Genomic DNA, 16,920 nt, shown 5'->3' with positions numbered 1-16,920 from the left:
GTGTGAACGATTATCCGACTTTTCTTTTGGCAATATCACACAGCATATCCGAATGAATGTTTAGCCCGATATTGCCGATGTTGTAGTAAAATTCGGTGGCTACTACCCAAACGATTTCGCAGATAGAACGTTCATCGTAATGTTTTGCCAGTTTTTCAAAAAGATCCCGCTCCATTTTGCGTTCTTGAGCAAGCATAGTAACGAAGTCCAGCAATACTTTTTCTTTTTCTGAGAATAATGGACTCGATTGATAATCATGCAATGCGTCAAATTTTTTCTGATTCATGTACGAAACAATGGTCTGAGCACGACCGATATCAATGCAGAATTTGCAAACATTGGTTTGGGCTACTTGTTCCCTGACAAGCATAACGGTTTCAGCTGGCAGACTGAGTTTTTTATCCAACTGTGCAATTTTCCCGGAGAACATCCCGAAACTTACAGGCATTCTTACTGCGGCGACTTTTAAAGGAGTGATGACCTTGCCGTAACGTTTGCGGGTCATAAAATAAATGAGCTTCCAAAGTAGTCCTTTGGGTCTCTCAATTGGTAAAAGAAAGGGAGTATCCATAACGTTTTTTATACCAAAGACCGGAAGGAACCTGATTTGTGACAAAAAGAAGTGAAATTTTTTTTAAGAATTCTCAGCTGGCATTTTTAAATCACAAAACCTTAGGATATTCGCGTCAGATAAAAAATAGCTTGCCGGGCAACCTTTTCATTTCCCGATGGTATTTCTGGTGTTACTGATCAATCCAGGCAGTTTTAACTAAACGAAAAAGTATGCTTATTCCTGTGAAATGCCCTTGTTTGTTCTATGACCTGCAAAGTTGTCAGTGTTAAACTATCTCTTATCTTAGCGGCCTTATATTCAGTCCTATCAGGCTTCTAATTATTTTATATTACAACACACCAATGAAAAAAACTACGCTTATTCTGTTTTTACTTGTTTTGCTGACCAGCAGCTGCTCTTCGATCAAATTGTTTCGCTATATGTCAAAAGGAGAAGCACCTAAGGGAACTTTCCGGACAGAAATTCCTTTCGAATCAAAAAATGGACTGATTGTGATTAAAGTAAAACTCAATGATTCAGACAAGGAATATGAGTTTATCGTAGATTCAGGCGCACCGTTTTCTGTGATTTATAAGGAAGCTTTGGAAGAAACAAAAGCAAAAACGGTGCTGGTCTATAATGTATCTGACTCTCAGGGAAATGCTGTTAAGAATGATTGTGTCATGCTTCATGTAGGGATTGGAAACCTGGTATTTAAAGATATTCTTACCGCTCATTCGAACCCGCATGAACTTCTCAGATGTATTGCTTATGACGGAATAATAGGTGCAAATTTGATGCAAACTGCCAACTGGCAAATCGATTTTGAGAATAAAAAACTCATTATTACTGACCGAAAGAAGTCCTCATTGCCGGACCTCAAAGACTACCAACGGGTTTCCTTTTCAAAACGGTCTGCCTTCGGCCTGGATATTGTTCCGGGTATGACAGTAGATGTAAACGTAAACGGGAAGTTGTTTAAAGACGTGTTAGTGGATTCAGGGTCAAGCGGAGCGTTGACTATTCCTAAAAATGCGGTAACAGATACCCTGTTTAAAAACGACTTAAAGGAAGTTCTGACAGGATACTCTTCTTTTGGATTGTTTGGGGCCAACTTGGATACTTCCTATAATTACAGTTCTTCAGATATCTATATGGGGAACGTTCGTATCGATAAGCACCGAATTGATGTGGCCAATCAAAATAAATCCCTGCTTGGTATGGAAATCTTCTCCAATTATGCGATGGTTATTGATTTCCGAAAAAAAGATATGTACCTGAAACCGCTTGAAAAGAAGACCAAGGATGAAAAAGAACTTGGGTTCAATATGCTCTATGATTCGAAAAGCAGCACATGTTATGTAGGGACTCTCTACGTAGGATCTTCGGCAGCTCTTGCAGGACTGCAATTGAATGATACCATTGTGGAGGTGAACGAGCAAAAAATACCTGTTTTCACTGATTTTTGTGAATTCAGGGAATGGAGTAAGAAAATGGCTTCCCTGGAAATGTTGATGATCAAAACAAAAAGAGATGATGAGGTCATGCGGATTGAAGAGGGGATTATCCCGAAGAGATAGGTGGTTCTTTTAGGTGTATAGTCAGTTTGAAAGTCAAACCGAATTGCAATAATATTAATCAAACGTTTAAAAAGCGCTTCTTAAAAACCAGAATAATGAGAAATATCAATAAAAAATTCGTTTTAGGTATATTCATTTTGTGTTCAGTTACCTTATTTGGACAACAGACAAAAAGAGTACTGTTTTTAGGAAATAGCTACACACATGTAAATAATCTGCCTCAGTTACTGGCAGATATAGCCAATTCAACAGGTAAAACTTTGATTTTTGATATAAATGCTCCTGGTGGATATTACATAGGGCAGCATTTAACAAACCAAACATCGTTGGCAAAAATAGCAAGCGGAAACTGGGATAATGTTGTTTTGCAAGATCAAAGTATGGCACTTGCATATCCTTCTACTTATATGAATGGTATTTCATACAGTGTTAAACTCGATAGTATAATTAAAGCACATAATCTATGCGCCCAGACTATGTTTTACAGTACATGGGGGAGAAGACCCGGTGATACTTATTTATGCACTCCACCCGAATGTGCAGTTGATACATGGATTACCCGTACCTACTATGAAATGGACAGTACAATCACATCACATTATAAAGTATATGCAGATTCTGTAAAAGCAGGTATAACACCGGTAGGTGCGGCATGGAGATATATCAGGCAAAACTATCCTTCGATAGAATTATTTCAAGCCGATGAGAGTCATCCGTCACTGGCAGGAAGTTATACAGCCGCTTGTTGTTTTTATGCGACGTTATTCAGAAGTGATCCCACATTAATCACCTTCAATTCCGGGCTTTCTCCTACTGATGCTGCAAATATTAAATACGCAGTAAAACAAACTGTTTATGATCATTTATCAGATTGGAATGTCGGGCCATACGATTATTTGCTGGATGCTAGTTGTCCGGTTTTAGGAGCCGAAGAAAATACCATGAATGAATATTGGAGCGTTTTTCCAAATCCGACGACAGATGTTTTGCATGTTAAATTTTCCGGAAACAATGCAAAGAATAAAGTGTACATATACGATATGCTAGGTGTTCTAATCAAAGAAATGGAGCTTGAGCAAACAGCAACTATCGATTTCAATGAATTTCCGAGTGGTTTGTACATCATCAAATCCGATGGCGAACATTCGGTTAAAATAGTGAAAAGGTAGAACTCGCCGGAACTAAAAAAAATAAGAGCACCACTCGCGTAATGCTCTTATTTTTTATAAAGTCAGTTCGAAATTCGATTACAAACTATTCAAATACGCCATCAGCGCAGCCATGGTAGTCGGCATCATAACAGGGATGTTCGTTGTCATGTTTGGAGTAACAATGGTCGTGGCATTTCCGTAAAAGAGCTGGTTGTTATAGCTTGTAATAGCTACGTAAGTTACCTGGTATCCTATCGGAAGTTTTGCATTTGGATTGGCAAACCACCATCTTGGTGTCGCATTGTACATGTCAAGGCTGAAAATGATTTTCTGCCCTTGCTGAGTACAAGGTTCGAGTACAACATAGATCTGCGTATTCGTGCGATTGAAAGCAGCTGATCCCGAAATAGTCACCTTGTGATCAGTTAACTGTAATCCAGGACACAGGTTTCGCATGTCGATGTTGTAATTAGCATTCCGACTCCAATTGAAGTTATAGGATTGCCCGTTTGCTCCCGGTGTAACAGGATCGGGTACACTCACCCAGACATTATCACGTGGCTGGTTGACAGAAGCTTCACCTATCCAGAGTGTCATTTCCGGATTAAACTGGCTTGTGGCAACATTCACCACAACACCGCCGTCCAGGGCTTGCAGTGCTTCTCCCTGTGCGTTGAACATCTCGATGCGCATCGAACCGGCTGTCACGATTCCGCCACCGAAGTCTTGCTGCGAACCAAAAGCACTTTGTGTCGGCATGCCACCAAGCGCATTGTCCGAAAGCTCATCAGCAACAAACATACTGATAGTTACCTGTCCTGTCTCAAGAGTTCCATCCGGACGTGTCAGCGCTGACCCATCGATAGAGACCCTAACATTACCACCTGGATTGATAAGCTCTCCACCATTCAACGCATTGAACTGGGCGGACACCGTGTTCTGGGCTACGTAACTCCTGAAAAGCTTACTGATTGGATCATCCGCTTTTTCTGTTTCGGTAGCGGATACCGGTTTTTTACTTCTTGCGGAAAGTTTGTCTTTCTCGCAGGCCACAAACGTCATTCCGACGCACAATGCGGCCACTGTTAGTTTTACTAATCTCATGAATAATGGTTATTTAATTCACTGTAAATTAACCAGACAAAGATGTTATTACAACTAAAGCTGAAATATTCACAATTAATTATATTTTAACATGAAATATAAACGTTTCGACTTTTAGTGCTTAATATTAACCATGGTTCCAAGCGGAACTATTGATTAATTGTCCATCAGAATTCCCGACGGGATTTTGGCAAAATTTAAGCAGTGCACAAAGTTATAGAATCATGCTCTTATTTTTTTGCGCGCGCAATTCGGACTAAAAGTAGAACCATTTTAAATCTCAATCTTCTTGATGATAGATTAATATTTCCTTTTCGAAAGCAATCTTCATGATCTCAAATTCTTCCAATATAGCTTCGGGTGAAGGACAAGATGGAATCAGGGGGCTTGAAGTGCTGATTACATTACCTTCATCATTGTAATAAACTTCGTGAATTGAATATTCAAATTCGCCGGAATATATTTCCCGTTTCATTATTCTGTAATTCCAGGACATGTTGAACTGTTTTAGTCTGCGAAGATATAATGTTTCCCCTCACACTCAAAACTCCACACTCACTACTCAAAAAGAAGAGCAAGCACTGCTTGCGAAGACTGAGGCTCTGTCTCACAAGACAGAAAAGACGAAGAATAGCTACGACTCAGTGTGAGGGAGAGTGTGAGTATAGAGGGAAAAAGAAAAAGCGAACTGCTGCCGCGATTCGCTTTTTCTTTTTGTGCGCAAGTCAGTTCAAAGTTCGAACCGGAAAAGCTAACTTTTAACGAATTCAAAAACAATATAACTAGAGGGTTATTTCTCTTTGTAATACTTTTCTTTTAGGTACTCTGTGCTATTGATATCACATCCCAAAACAAAAGTTCGATATACTGGTTTTTCAATTCCATAATAGGGGATTTCATCTTGAAAAAAGGCAACTTGTTTTTCTTTGAGTATGCTTTCAAGTTCTTCTTTCTCCTCTATCCTCGTTGTAAATCCAATACAATTCGTTTTTGCCCACTTATCCCCCTTTATTTGGTTAAAAGCATATGCAATAATTTCTTCTTCAGATTGAAAGTATTTAAGATCTTTTTTTTTACCTCTTTCAGTGTAATACCAACTGAAAAGTCCGCCCAACTTATTTATGCCGAAACCTTCAAAAATGGAATTTCCGTTTATTGAATAGCCATTGAAGTTATAACAATTGTTTTTCATCCAATTTTCAAGCTCTTTTTCTGTTTTTGGCAAATTATGATTATCCATTTGAGATTATTAAAGACTGCTAAAAAAGGAAAAATTTATTTAAAAAACTACTTTATCTGCTCAGAAATAAAAAGAAGAAATAACTTCCATTATCTTCCTTATCGTGTGCCCCACAACTGGACTAATTTCGTATAAAGTGTAACATTTTTGAATTCCCACTGCGGTCTTTTAATTCGAGGAAATAAATACCGGAAGGCAATCCGGACACGACTAATTCCAGTTTGTTTTCCTGCATTACATTTGGTATTTCAACAACCGTTCCTGCTGCCGAATAAAGGTGATATTCCAATACAGGAAGCTTGGTAGTAATAGTCAGTTTGTCATTAGCGGGATTCGGATATGCATTTACTGCATTCATTTCATTTGTTTCCAGGCCTAGACCTGATGGACAGTTTTCCATGTTATAACTATATTGTGTGGAGAGACCTGCTGTGAGAAAAAAGCCATAATAGGAACACAAATATTGATTTATTTCGAATGAACGGGAATAGGGGCGAAATAAACCCTGAAGACTGCCTATCTTCTCAACAATTATGTCCGAATTTGAAAGGTAGAAGTGTTTCAGCATGACTCCGTAAATCTCTTCCATCGTGATGCTGTCAACAGTGACAGGATGTGGAGGGCCAGCTCCGAGGTCATCTGTGTATGCCGTATCACCAACCTCAAGCGAAAAATCATAAAGCAGGTAATAAACACCTGTATCTGCTTGAAAATTAAAATTAAAAGGTCTATCATTAGACACAAAGCTAAAATACATTTTATCAGCTGTAGAATAGCAATTTCCAAGCCAGGCTCCGTTGTCGAACAATAACATCAACGTATCTGAATCAGGAGAGGAAAGAGCTTCAAATTGGTCCAGATGTGAGAACCACACATAACCAAAGGGTTCAATCTCTATCCAACTAGATTCAACCTGCCAGGCTCCATAATCATTAGGAAAGGCGGTTTCTTCCTGCGCTGAAACTGAAAACGGAGAGGATAATAGAACGGTAATAATGAGTCGCAAATAAATCCGGGACACAAATAAAGTGTGGTGATGTCTCATAAGCAGGAGTTTTAATGAATCAATAATAACATAAAACACCGGATAAATAGTACTTGTAAAATAGTTGGTTAATACCAATTAATCAATGGCATTATTGAATTTGGAAGAAGGTGAGAGAGGAGTGAAAAAAAAATCGGAACCTTACTACCATAAAATCCCGATTCTTTTTTTTGCGCACGACTGGACTTACCGACGAAGTTGAGCTACAGCTCAACTTGTCGGCATAAACTTCTCGTCCAGTCCTTATAGAATGAAAAAAGGAGATAACTTCCGTTATCTCCCTTATCGTGTGTGCGCAATTCAGTCTAAAAGTAGAACCAAAAAATTATAGCGATTGCAGTTCTGTTTGTATCTTGAAGTGGCAATATTAATTTATTTCTTCCGGAACGAAATAAGCTGGGCCGAGCGTAAAAATGAACTCATTTTTGTGCCTGTCGGCGATATGAGTAATGACGCGACTCCAGGGTTTACCGTTCTTATGGTTACTTCCGTCTTTAGTAAAAGTGAAGTACACTCCTGAATACCTGTACCTGGGAACTCCGGTATTGAGTGGGGTGGCACCTCCGAATACAGAAGCAATTCCCGTATGCTCTCCAGTAGCGGTAACACCATCGCAGACGAATGGAACAATGATCTGACCGGCACTGTCTATTACTCCCCATTTCTTATCCTCACTGTGTATTTGCCAAAAACCTGCCGATGTATCTGCATCGTCATACGTGAGAAATAGTCCGTCGAAGAGCGGGATCAAGGTGTCATATTGCGCTTCCACTTTCTCGAACGATACAGTATTGTCCGGGACAGACTGAATCGCCGGAGCTTCTTTCGAAGGTTTGGAATTTTGCGTGCAACCGCCGATCAACAGGCACAGTATGGGATAGAGAAGGGACTTATTCATAAGGTTAAATCATTGTTTGAATAAAATTAAGTAATTGCTTTCACATCAACTTCTCGTCCATCTTAATGAAATGAAAAAAGGAGATAATTTTCATCACCTCTTTCTCTAAGTGTATGACTTAATTGCTTGACAAATTCCCAATCATCCGAAACAACATCCGCGACAATTCATCTGCTTTTCCATAAAATTGGGTGAACTCTTCTTCATTCAAAATAGTTTCATCTTTCAACACATCAAAGATGGCAACACATTCGAAGGCCGATCCCCTTGACATAATGTAAAAGTGTCGTTTGTCAGCTTTATTAAAACGGCCTGTACCTTCTGCAATATTCAATACGATGCTTAATGAGGCTCTTCGCAACTGATTCTTCGTAACAATATCAATAGGTTTAGTGTTTTTCATCAGCATTAAAACCTCTTTGTTAAATGCTTTGGCTTTCTGGTAAACATCCAGCTTTTCAAAATCAAACATGAATATTGGTTTAAGTTATTCTTTACTTGAATATAAGCATTTGAAACGAGAAATGAAACAGCACGAAGCCAGATTCCCCTCACACTCAAAACTCCACACTCACTACTGCACAAAAAGAAAAAGTAAAGGAAAGTGTGAGGGAGAGTGTGAGTATAGAGGGAAAAAGAAAAAGCGAACTGCTGACGCGATTCGCTTTTTCTTTTTGTGCGCATGACTGGACTCGAACCAGCACATCCATAGGAAACCACCCCCTCAAGATGGCGTGTCTACCAATTTCACCACATGCGCAGTTATACTTTTACTTTGCGTGTCTGCCATCCGCCGCGGCGGACCACCACATGCGCGGTATTGCGTTCTAAGCGCTTGCGAATATACTATTTTTCTGCTTTCTTGAAGTAAAGAAGAGCTATTTAATCGATATCATAATAAGCAATTGTTCTTACTTCTTCTTGAGATTTTTTGCCCATAAAAAAAGATTTGCGCGATAGCCAATTACTATTTTTGTCGTATTTGAATGTTGATCTGCTACTATATTTTTGGGGATTTACTAAAAAACCTAACATATTAATGTTATCGAATTCTACCCAATCTTCGCCTTCAAAGGAAATACCATAAGATTCCTCTTTGGTAACATCACCTCGATTATTCAACGTTAGTGAACGTGTGCAAACTCCATTTTTATTTTGATAACGGGACCAAATAAGATCGTTATTCTGATCGTATTTGCAATAATGTTTAGTTACTTCTTTCCCATCCAGATATGTTGTTTGACAAACAGGATTATCTCTAGAATCATAACTGTAAGTACGGATGTATGTTTTGTCCTCTTCTCTGTGTATTTCTTTTGTTATCAGATTATTATGATTGTATTTGTAATCGACTGATCGAGTTAATCCAAATTTTTTAGTTCCAAAACGCTCCCGGGTTTTCAAGCCATATTTATTGTATTCATACTTATGAAAAACGGTTAATGCTCCCAAGTTTGAGTATCGTCTTGAAATGTCTCCTTTTCGATTGTAAATATTTGTTGATATGTGCCACTTTTTGGTAGGTGAGTAAAAATACTTTTCAATAGATTTGACAAGCATTCCTTTTTTATTAAAAAACTGGATATTAATTAAACCATCTGTTTTTCTATTGTTCTCCACATAATAAGAATGGGACTTAACAATCCGCACGGGACCGGTAAGATTCATTTTATCAAGATCTGTTTTGATTTTGTCCTCATCTTTCTTACAACTAAAAACAGAACATAGTAATATCAGATATAAAAAGTTTTTCATATTACCTATTTAATTTTAAGGTCCAAAATCTTCTCTTCCCCGATAAACGCTTCCAAATGATCTCCGATTGCAACCGGACCAACTCCGGCAGGTGTTCCGGTAAAGATCAGGTCGCCGGTTTTCAGTGTCACATATTGAGATACAAATGCGATGATTTTGTCAATCGAAAAGATCATGTCGGCTGAATGGCCCTTCTGAACTGTTTCACCGTTCTTCTTTAAGCTGAAATGCAGGTCGCTAAGGTCTAGCGAGTCCGCCGGAACGAAATGTGTTCCCATGGGAGCACTGTTGTCGAATGCCTTTGCTTTTTCCCATGGCAGACTTTTCGCCTTGCATTGTTCCTGTAAATCGCGTGCTGTAAAATCGATTCCCAGTGAGATTTCGCTGTAATAATCTTTGGCAAATTTCTCCTGGATATTCTTTCCCACTTTTTTGATCTTCACAACGATCTCGCATTCGTAGTGCAAATCTTTTGTGAAGTCGGGGATGTAAAAATCGTTTCCTGCGGGCAGCAATGCCGTATCAGGTTTCATAAAAAAAACGGGCTCACTCGGAAGCGGATTATTCAATTCCTTCGCGTGATCAGCGTAGTTTCGCCCGATACAAATGATTTTCATACTTTATAATTGGTGACTTCGACTCCGCTCAGTCACCAATTCTATTGAAAGGACACTGAGCGGAGTCGAAGTGTACGTTTCTATTTTTTGAACTTATTCTGTAATGCCGCCAATTTATCTTCGATACTCAGATTGGAAGTTTCACCTTCCCGTTTCTCGCGGCGTTTTTGCTTGATGCGTTCCATTTCTTCGCGCAACAACTGTTTGGTGAATAGGGGGAAGTCGGCGTCCATCATCCAACCGAAATAACCGGGCTCCGAGTCTGCAACTTCTTCTACTGTTTTTCCTTTATGCTTGCCGAAGTTGTAACATACCTGGCCATCTTTTGTTTTTGCAAGCCTTCCTGCGAAATCGTGCCATTCCTGGTTTCCCTGGCGCGAAAAATCTGCCAGTTCGGGAATGGATTTAGCCAGGTCGGGATAGCGCTCCAATTGTGCTTTGAAAACGTCTAAAGTAACTTTGGTATCATATAAGGCATTGTGTGCATTTTCCATGGGTTCTTTGCAGTAGAATTGATAAGCCGCCGCAAGGGTTCGCTGTTCCATCTTGTGAAAGATATTCTGCACATCGATAAATTTCCGTTCGTTGATCTTGAAGGAATGATTGATGCGAAGGAATTCTTCTGCCAGGACAGGAATGTCAAACTTGTTTGAATTGTATCCACCAAGATCTGCATCACCGATAAATGCTGCGATCTCGTCGGCCAATTGTCCGAAAGTAGGTTCACCGGCAACCATCTCGTCTGTAATTCCTGTAATTTGTGCAGATTCTGCAGAGATCGGAATAGTAGGGTTGACGCGTCTGCAATACTCACTCTGTTCTCCATCCGGAGTAATTTTGATCAAAGCGATTTCAATAATCCGATCCTTTGCTACATCCAATCCTGTTGTTTCCAGGTCCAGCATAACAAAATTTCGAGTGAGTGATAAATTCATAATACTAAAAGTTATACTTCAAAGATGCGGAAAATGCGTGGAAGTTTGATAATTGACAATGTAAAATTGAAAAAGAAAAAGCACTTTTTTAAACCAAGCGCTGATAGTTTAGGATGTAAATCCAATCTTTTCAATTCTCCATTCAATTGTTAAAGCAAAAAGCCGGTCCGTCTCGCGACAAACCGGCCTTCATAGATGAAATATAGTTCTTACTTCACAATAATAAACTCAGTTCTACGATTCAACTGATGTCCTTTTTCTTTTTCTTCTTTGCTTGGCATACTTTCGATCTGAGCTTCAGATATTTTCAGTTTCGTTTCACCATATCCTTTTCCTGTAATTCTGTTTGCAGAAATTCCTTTGGAAACAATATAACGGGCTGAAGCTTTCGCACGCTGATCGGATAATTTGATGTTGGACTCATCTTTACCACGGCTATCCGTGTGAGAACCCAATTCAATCTTAATCCCCGGATTCTCTTTCATGATTTTCACGATCTTATCCAGTTCTTTGGCTGCATCCGGGCGAATATCCCATCTGTTGTAGTCGAAGTAGATCGGGTTCACGTTCAAACCGATATCTGTTCCTACCTCATTCTTAACCAATACACCATCGATACGGATTTCGGAATTGTCATCCAGGGTCACAGGAGCATCATAACTCATGGTAAGATATCCTTCTTTTTCCAAGGTTAAAGCAAACTCCACGTTATCACCTTTCTTCATTCCGCCAAGTGTATCGGTTTTGTAAGCCCCGTTGTTCTTAGTCAATGATCGGGAAAGTTTGTCTCCTGTTTTCTTGTCTGTCAGGCTGATTGTTACGCCGGACAATTTTTCTTTGGTCTTGCTGTCAGTAATGGTTCCGGCTACATAGTAAGGTTTCACCATCATTTGCTTGTCCAGGTCCAGCCAGAATTCGCGGTAAACTTCCGAATATTCCTTGTTGCATTCTGTTTTGAATTTCTCGCTGTAGAAGTTTTTCTTACCGTCTTTTTCATAAGAGAAAGTAAGGTCGTACTCTTTACACGGCTCCAGTGAGTTCATGAATACTCCGTCGCGCAGACGCGGGAATAATTTACGGTCATATGGATTGTCGCAGTTCAGACATCTCAATGTTACAGATACGTCTTCAGGAAGCGGTCTGTTCCCGATTACACTGATCTTCCCGTTTAAAACAGCAATGTTTTTAACTCCCAGGTAATTGTTCTTGATCTCGTAGATATCTTTTTCTCCTTTGCCGTCAATACGAAGGGAAGTCATGTATCCGGTTAAACCGTCAACGGTAGTTGTGTAGAAGATATCGTCGCAGGTTGAATTGATAGGAGAGCCTAAATTTACTGAAGGTCCCCATTGACCTTTACCGTCACTGGTCGACATGAAAATATCAAAGTCACCCATACTTCTATTTCCGTTGCTGGAAAAGTAAAGCGTGCTGTTGTCTATGGAAACAAATGGTGATTCCTCATCCATCGGTCCGTTGATATTTGGTCCTGCATTCACCGGTGTTCCCCAGCTGCCGTCTTTTTGTTTTGTACAGTAGTAAATGTCTCTTCCTCCCATACCGCCGTTGCGGTTAGATACAAAGTACATTTTTTGTCCGTCAGGAGTCACGGTTGCATGTGTCTCCCAATCGTTGGTGTTGATTTTCTTGTCCTCTAGATGTGTTACTTCCTGGAATTTATTTGTAGAGAAATCGGAGTAGAAAATATCTCCGTTTCCTTTGGTATCCTGGTAAACATATACACGGCGCTCATCCGGGCTTACAGCCAAAGTTGCCTCGTTTTGAAGCGAATCACAAAATTCCAGTTTGATCGGATCCATCCAGGTGGAATCGAAATCGCGGTATGAAACATAAATGTCTTCCGGGTATTGGTTGTTTCTCGGGTCCAGACCTTTGTCCGATGCTCCTGTAGGCCATCTTCTTTTGGAGGTATAATACAATGCCGAACCATCGAGTGAAATGACAGGCGAAAATTCAGGGTTAGTTGTGTTAACAGAATTCCCCATGTTTTTCAAATAAACATTTTTGGGATTTGCCATTTCCGCACGAGCGACCTTACATTGCTCCAGGTACAATTTCGCAAAAAATACATTGTTGGATTTCGTAATGGATGCAGCCAGGAATTTATTGAAAAACTCTTCAGCTTTGTCAATATTTCCCGATCTGTGATAACATTTACCCATTTCAAAATAAGCATCGATCGGAGCAGCTGTTTCTTTGGTATTGAAGGGATCATACTTTTTGTCCGTTTTCAATACTGCTCTTTCCAGGTAAGGAGTTGCTTTCACGAAATCGGTAGACATTTCCAGGTAAATGAATCCACGTCTGTAGTTATAATTGGAACTGGTAGGTTGAAATTCGAGTAATTTGTCTACGATCATCCCGGCTTGATAGAAATAGCCTTCCTGGATCATAATCGCACTCTCCATTACCAGTTCGGATTCCGATCCGTTATTGATCAGTTCCATTACGCGCTTTGTGTCATATTGCCCGAAGGATATAAAGGGACACAAGAGAGTTAGTAAAATAGTAGATTTCAGTAATCTCATTGTAGTATAAATTAAGAAAGACCCACCGCTTTCAGTTTAAAGTTGGTGGGTCTTACGTGTATTTTATTTTTTAGTTACAACTAGTGTCATCATAGTTCGCGGTTAACATCGAATTGCTCTAAATAATCAGCGACTCTGCGCACAAACTGACCTCCCAATGAACCATCAACCACGCGGTGATCGTATGAATGAGATAAGAACATTTTGTGACGGATTCCGATAAAGTCTCCCTCAGGAGTTTCAATAACTGCAGGCATCTTACGGATTGCTCCCAAAGCAAGGATTGCAACCTGAGGTTGGTTAATGATTGGAGTTCCCATCACGTTTCCAAATGTTCCTACGTTTGTTACGGTATATGTCCCGCCCTGAATATCTTCCGGTTTCAATTTATTGTCGCGTGCGTTTCTCGCCAATTCATTTACCGATTTTGCAATTCCTGTTAAGTTCATACGGTCTGCCTGCTTAATTACAGGAACAATCAAGTTTCCTGAAGGAAGTGCAGTTGCCATTCCGATATTGATATCCTTGCGTTTGATGATCTGATTTCCGGATAAGGAAACGTTGATCATCGGGAAATCTTTAATTGCTTTCACAACAGCTTCCATGAAAATAGGAGTGAACGTTAAGTTTTCACCTTCGCGTTTTTCAAATTCCTTTTTCATTTTGTTTCTCCAGTTTACGATGTTCGTAACGTCTGCTTCAACAAAAGAAGTAACGTGTGGAGAAACGTGTTTCGACATCACCATGTGCTCAGCGATCAGCTTACGCATACGGTCCATCTCGATGATCTCGTCTCCGGCCATTGGCATCACAACCGGTTCTTTGATATTGCTTAAGAAGGAAGATCCGCCTGAAACAACCGCTGGAGCGGCTCCGTTGGATGCAGCCGGTGCAGATACAGCAGGTTTTGCCTGGGTAACAGCTGGTGCAGCTTCTCCGGTCCCACGTGTGTCAAGGTATGAAAGAATGTCTTTTTTAGTCACTCTTCCGCCCATGCCTGTTCCGCTGATCGCATCGATCTCCGACATGGAAATATTTTCTTTTTGTGCAATGCTTCTTACAAGCGGTGAAATGAATTTTCCGTCTCCACTGCTTTTTTCCAAAGTAACTCCTCCGTTTGAAACAACTGCCTGTGCCTGACTTACCGTATCAGCAACCGCCGCTGTTGCAGCAGGTTCAGCTTTTGGTGCAACCGGCGCAGCATCTCCGTCTGTAGAGATAATCGCAATTACATCGCCAACTTGAGCAACCTGGTCCTTTTCAAATAGTTTTTGAACCAAAACTCCAGCAGCTTCTGATGGTAATTCGTTATCAACTTTATCCGTTGCAACTTCTACCAAAGGTTCATCCATTGCTACGGTATCACCAACTTCTTTTAACCAATTGGTAATGGTAGCTTCTGTAACGCTTTCTCCCATTTTTGGAAGACGAATTTCAATTTGTGCCATATAACGACTAAGAATTCTCGATTAATTTTCGTACAAAAATAACGGAAAAAATAGGATTTTCATCAATGGTTTTTAATGATCCAATTTTTTCCACGCTTTCCATAATATCTGAATGTCACGGAAAACTGAATATTCACGTGCATACAGCAAATCCAGTTTGGATTTCAGATTCTCATCCAATCCGCTTAAATGGTCGGTAGGAGTGAGGATTCCCTTTTTTATTTTGGGTAATTGCTTGTTGCTTAAGTTGCTTTGTTCGGTGTATGATACAACTGTTTTTCTTCCGCTGATCAGTTTCAAACTATTTCCTAAGAATTGGAACTTATTTTTGTAAAACCAGATTAAGATAGGCGAACAGGCGAACAGGATCAGGCCAATGATAAAATCAAACAATCTTTTTTGACGTCTTTTTGCTGGCTGACTGATTGCATTGATTTCCAGGATATACAAATCGCCCGCAGTTTCGATCGAGTTGGAGCCGATCAGGTATTGGCTGTCCGGTTGCGCGATTTTGTAATCTACGGATAGATCCGGGATGGCGGTCATCCAATGAATAATATCCCGCGCACTGGTATCTTTGGCACAAAAGATCAGCTCATCAATGTTGTGTACCCGTACGATCTGCTCCAGTTGACTGATTGATCCCAAAGCGTCTTTTCCATGATTTTCGTCAATGGAAACGGAGATGATCCGGGCAATCTTGGGCTGGGTTTGATGAAGCAGGTGCGAAACGCGTTCAAATTCTTCCTGTGAACCTACAATAGCAAAATTAGCATGCTTGCGGCCATTAATGATGAATCGTTTCCCGATCGCCAAATGAAGGATGCATCTTGAAAGAATGTAGTAGGAAATGATCCAAACTGCTCCCAGCAGGATAAAAAGCCTGGAAAATTGCCATTCTTTCGGGAACAGGGCATACAAGATCAGTATGAATGCGGTTCCGATCGCTCCCCCGAAAATGAACTTCTTGAAGGTAACAGGCTGATCGTAACCACCTTGCAGGGCCACTGAAGTCATCCAGATAAATGTATAGAACAGGATTAGGATATTGGTCGTTTGTTCCGGGAAATCGATTTGAGCTTGCTGCCAGTAATTGGTTAATGCAAATAAACCGAGTAAAAGGTACAAAGTATCAAAGACCGGAAGTGTGATCTTGCGGATGAAGCGCATTCCGATTGCCAGGCCGGCTCTGAAATAAATAGCCGAATTGATCAGGAATGAAAACAGGCGGGCATTCTTTTGCGAAAAGTGTTTCCGTGCAAAAATGACCATTGCCCGGTAAAAGACAAACACGTAGTTTACCGAACTTTTTTTCGTGCTTTCGCCTTTGTAGTGAATAATACGGGTCTCCGGGAAATACACATTTTTATATCCTCCTTTGATGATGCGGTAGGAAAGATCAATGTCTTCCCCGTACATGAAAAATTCTTCATCCAGCAAACCGACCTTATCAAGGGCTTCCTTTCTCATTAACATGAATGCACCTGAAAGGATCTCGATCTCGTTGGTTTCAAATTCGGATAAATAGCCTAAATGGTATTTTCCAAAGATTCTTGATTTCGGGAAAATACGTGAGATCCCGAAAATCTTATAGAAAGCAACGGCCGGTGTGGGCAAACCTCTTTTGGATTCGGGCAGAAAAACTCCTTTTCCGTCCACCATTCGAACTCCTAATCCGCCAACTTCCGGATGTTCATCCATGTATTTGACAACTTTGAACAAAGTGTCTTCTTCAATAACGGTATCGGGATTTAAAAGCAACTGGTAATCACACTGGGAGATTTCCATCGCCTGGTTATTCGCTTTGGAAAACCCTTTATTATCCTTATTTGCAATGATATTCACCCAGGGAAACTTCTCGCGGACCATTTCCACGGAGCCATCCACTGAATTATTATCGACAACCCATACTTCTGCTGGTTCCTGTTTCATTGCTTCGGAAACGGAATTCAGGCATTGCTCCAGGAAAAAGACAACGTTATAGTTGACTATAATAACAGCAATTTTTGGAGCGGAATGAGTCACAATACCAAGTGTGTTTTTAA

At 40.2% G+C, this 16,920-nt stretch carries 15 protein-coding genes and 1 tRNA gene; 2 read left to right on the top strand and 14 right to left on the bottom strand.

The genetic code is table 11. From position 1 onward, the window contains the following. Positions 1-10 precede the first annotated feature (10 nt). Positions 11-571 (bottom strand): hypothetical protein, encoded by a 561-nt coding sequence (locus K0S23_RS16360; protein WP_300359699.1) that lies wholly within the window; start codon positions 569-571, stop codon positions 11-13. A 344-nt stretch (positions 572-915) separates the two neighbouring features. Here K0S23_RS16360 and K0S23_RS16355 point away from each other — a divergent pair, with 344 nt between their 5' ends. Both K0S23_RS16355 and K0S23_RS16350 read left to right on the top strand, forming a co-directional pair. After that, positions 916-2,133, top strand: coding sequence for a hypothetical protein (locus K0S23_RS16355; RefSeq protein ID WP_300359696.1), 1,218 nt, complete (start codon positions 916-918; stop codon positions 2,131-2,133). 95 nt (positions 2,134-2,228) lie between these two features. Beyond that, on the top strand, positions 2,229-3,302 hold the full coding sequence (locus K0S23_RS16350) for an SGNH/GDSL hydrolase family protein (protein ID WP_300359693.1): 1,074 nt from the start codon (positions 2,229-2,231) through the stop codon (positions 3,300-3,302). 78 nt (positions 3,303-3,380) lie between these two features. Here the strand turns inward: K0S23_RS16350 and K0S23_RS16345 are convergent, their stop codons facing one another. The 13 genes from K0S23_RS16345 to K0S23_RS16285 all read right to left on the bottom strand — a co-directional run bounded on the left by K0S23_RS16345 (position 3,381) and on the right by K0S23_RS16285 (position 16,900). Beyond that, positions 3,381-4,388 (bottom strand): hypothetical protein, encoded by a 1,008-nt coding sequence (locus K0S23_RS16345; protein ID WP_300359690.1) that lies wholly within the window; start codon positions 4,386-4,388, stop codon positions 3,381-3,383. 280 nt (positions 4,389-4,668) lie between these two features. Further along, a complete protein-coding gene (locus tag K0S23_RS16340) occupies positions 4,669-4,863 on the bottom strand; it encodes a hypothetical protein (RefSeq protein ID WP_300359687.1) in 195 nt (64 codons plus the stop codon). 315 nt (positions 4,864-5,178) lie between these two features. Beyond that, on the bottom strand, positions 5,179-5,628 hold the full coding sequence (locus K0S23_RS16335; protein ID WP_300359684.1) for a hypothetical protein: 450 nt from the start codon (positions 5,626-5,628) through the stop codon (positions 5,179-5,181). 121 nt (positions 5,629-5,749) lie between these two features. Beyond that, positions 5,750-6,673 carry a T9SS type A sorting domain-containing protein gene (locus tag K0S23_RS16330; RefSeq protein WP_300359681.1) on the bottom strand — a complete coding sequence of 308 codons (924 nt, stop codon included), beginning with the start codon at positions 6,671-6,673 and terminating at the stop codon, positions 5,750-5,752. A 367-nt stretch (positions 6,674-7,040) separates the two neighbouring features. Next, a complete protein-coding gene (locus K0S23_RS16325; RefSeq protein WP_300359679.1) occupies positions 7,041-7,571 on the bottom strand; it encodes a hypothetical protein in 531 nt (176 codons plus the stop codon). Positions 7,572-7,689: 118 nt separating this feature from the next. Then, on the bottom strand, positions 7,690-8,043 hold the full coding sequence (locus tag K0S23_RS16320; protein ID WP_300359676.1) for a four helix bundle protein: 354 nt from the start codon (positions 8,041-8,043) through the stop codon (positions 7,690-7,692). Between the two features lie 205 nt (positions 8,044-8,248). Further along, positions 8,249-8,331: transfer RNA gene (locus tag K0S23_RS16315), tRNA-Leu, on the bottom strand. A 122-nt stretch (positions 8,332-8,453) separates the two neighbouring features. Next, a complete protein-coding gene (locus tag K0S23_RS16310) occupies positions 8,454-9,326 on the bottom strand; it encodes a hypothetical protein (RefSeq protein ID WP_300359673.1) in 873 nt (290 codons plus the stop codon). A gap of 5 nt (positions 9,327-9,331) precedes the next feature. Continuing rightward, a complete protein-coding gene (locus K0S23_RS16305) occupies positions 9,332-9,943 on the bottom strand; it encodes a fumarylacetoacetate hydrolase family protein (protein ID WP_300359670.1) in 612 nt (203 codons plus the stop codon). Between the two features lie 80 nt (positions 9,944-10,023). Continuing rightward, on the bottom strand, positions 10,024-10,878 hold the full coding sequence (locus K0S23_RS16300) for a 3'-5' exonuclease (protein WP_300359668.1): 855 nt from the start codon (positions 10,876-10,878) through the stop codon (positions 10,024-10,026). A gap of 209 nt (positions 10,879-11,087) precedes the next feature. Then, positions 11,088-13,427 carry an OmpA family protein gene (locus tag K0S23_RS16295; RefSeq protein WP_300359666.1) on the bottom strand — a complete coding sequence of 780 codons (2,340 nt, stop codon included), beginning with the start codon at positions 13,425-13,427 and terminating at the stop codon, positions 11,088-11,090. 89 nt (positions 13,428-13,516) lie between these two features. Further along, positions 13,517-14,875: a dihydrolipoamide acetyltransferase family protein gene (locus K0S23_RS16290; protein WP_300359664.1), complete on the bottom strand. Its 1,359-nt coding sequence runs from the start codon at positions 14,873-14,875 to the stop codon at positions 13,517-13,519. Between the two features lie 72 nt (positions 14,876-14,947). Next, positions 14,948-16,900: a glycosyltransferase gene (locus K0S23_RS16285; RefSeq protein ID WP_300359662.1), complete on the bottom strand. Its 1,953-nt coding sequence runs from the start codon at positions 16,898-16,900 to the stop codon at positions 14,948-14,950. Between the last annotated feature and the right edge of the window lie 20 nt (positions 16,901-16,920).

The organism is Fluviicola sp. (assembly GCF_029266855.1).
Taxonomy (GTDB): Bacteria; Bacteroidota; Bacteroidia; order Flavobacteriales_D; family Crocinitomicaceae; genus Fluviicola.
This window is presented reverse-complemented; position numbering and strand designations above follow the sequence as displayed.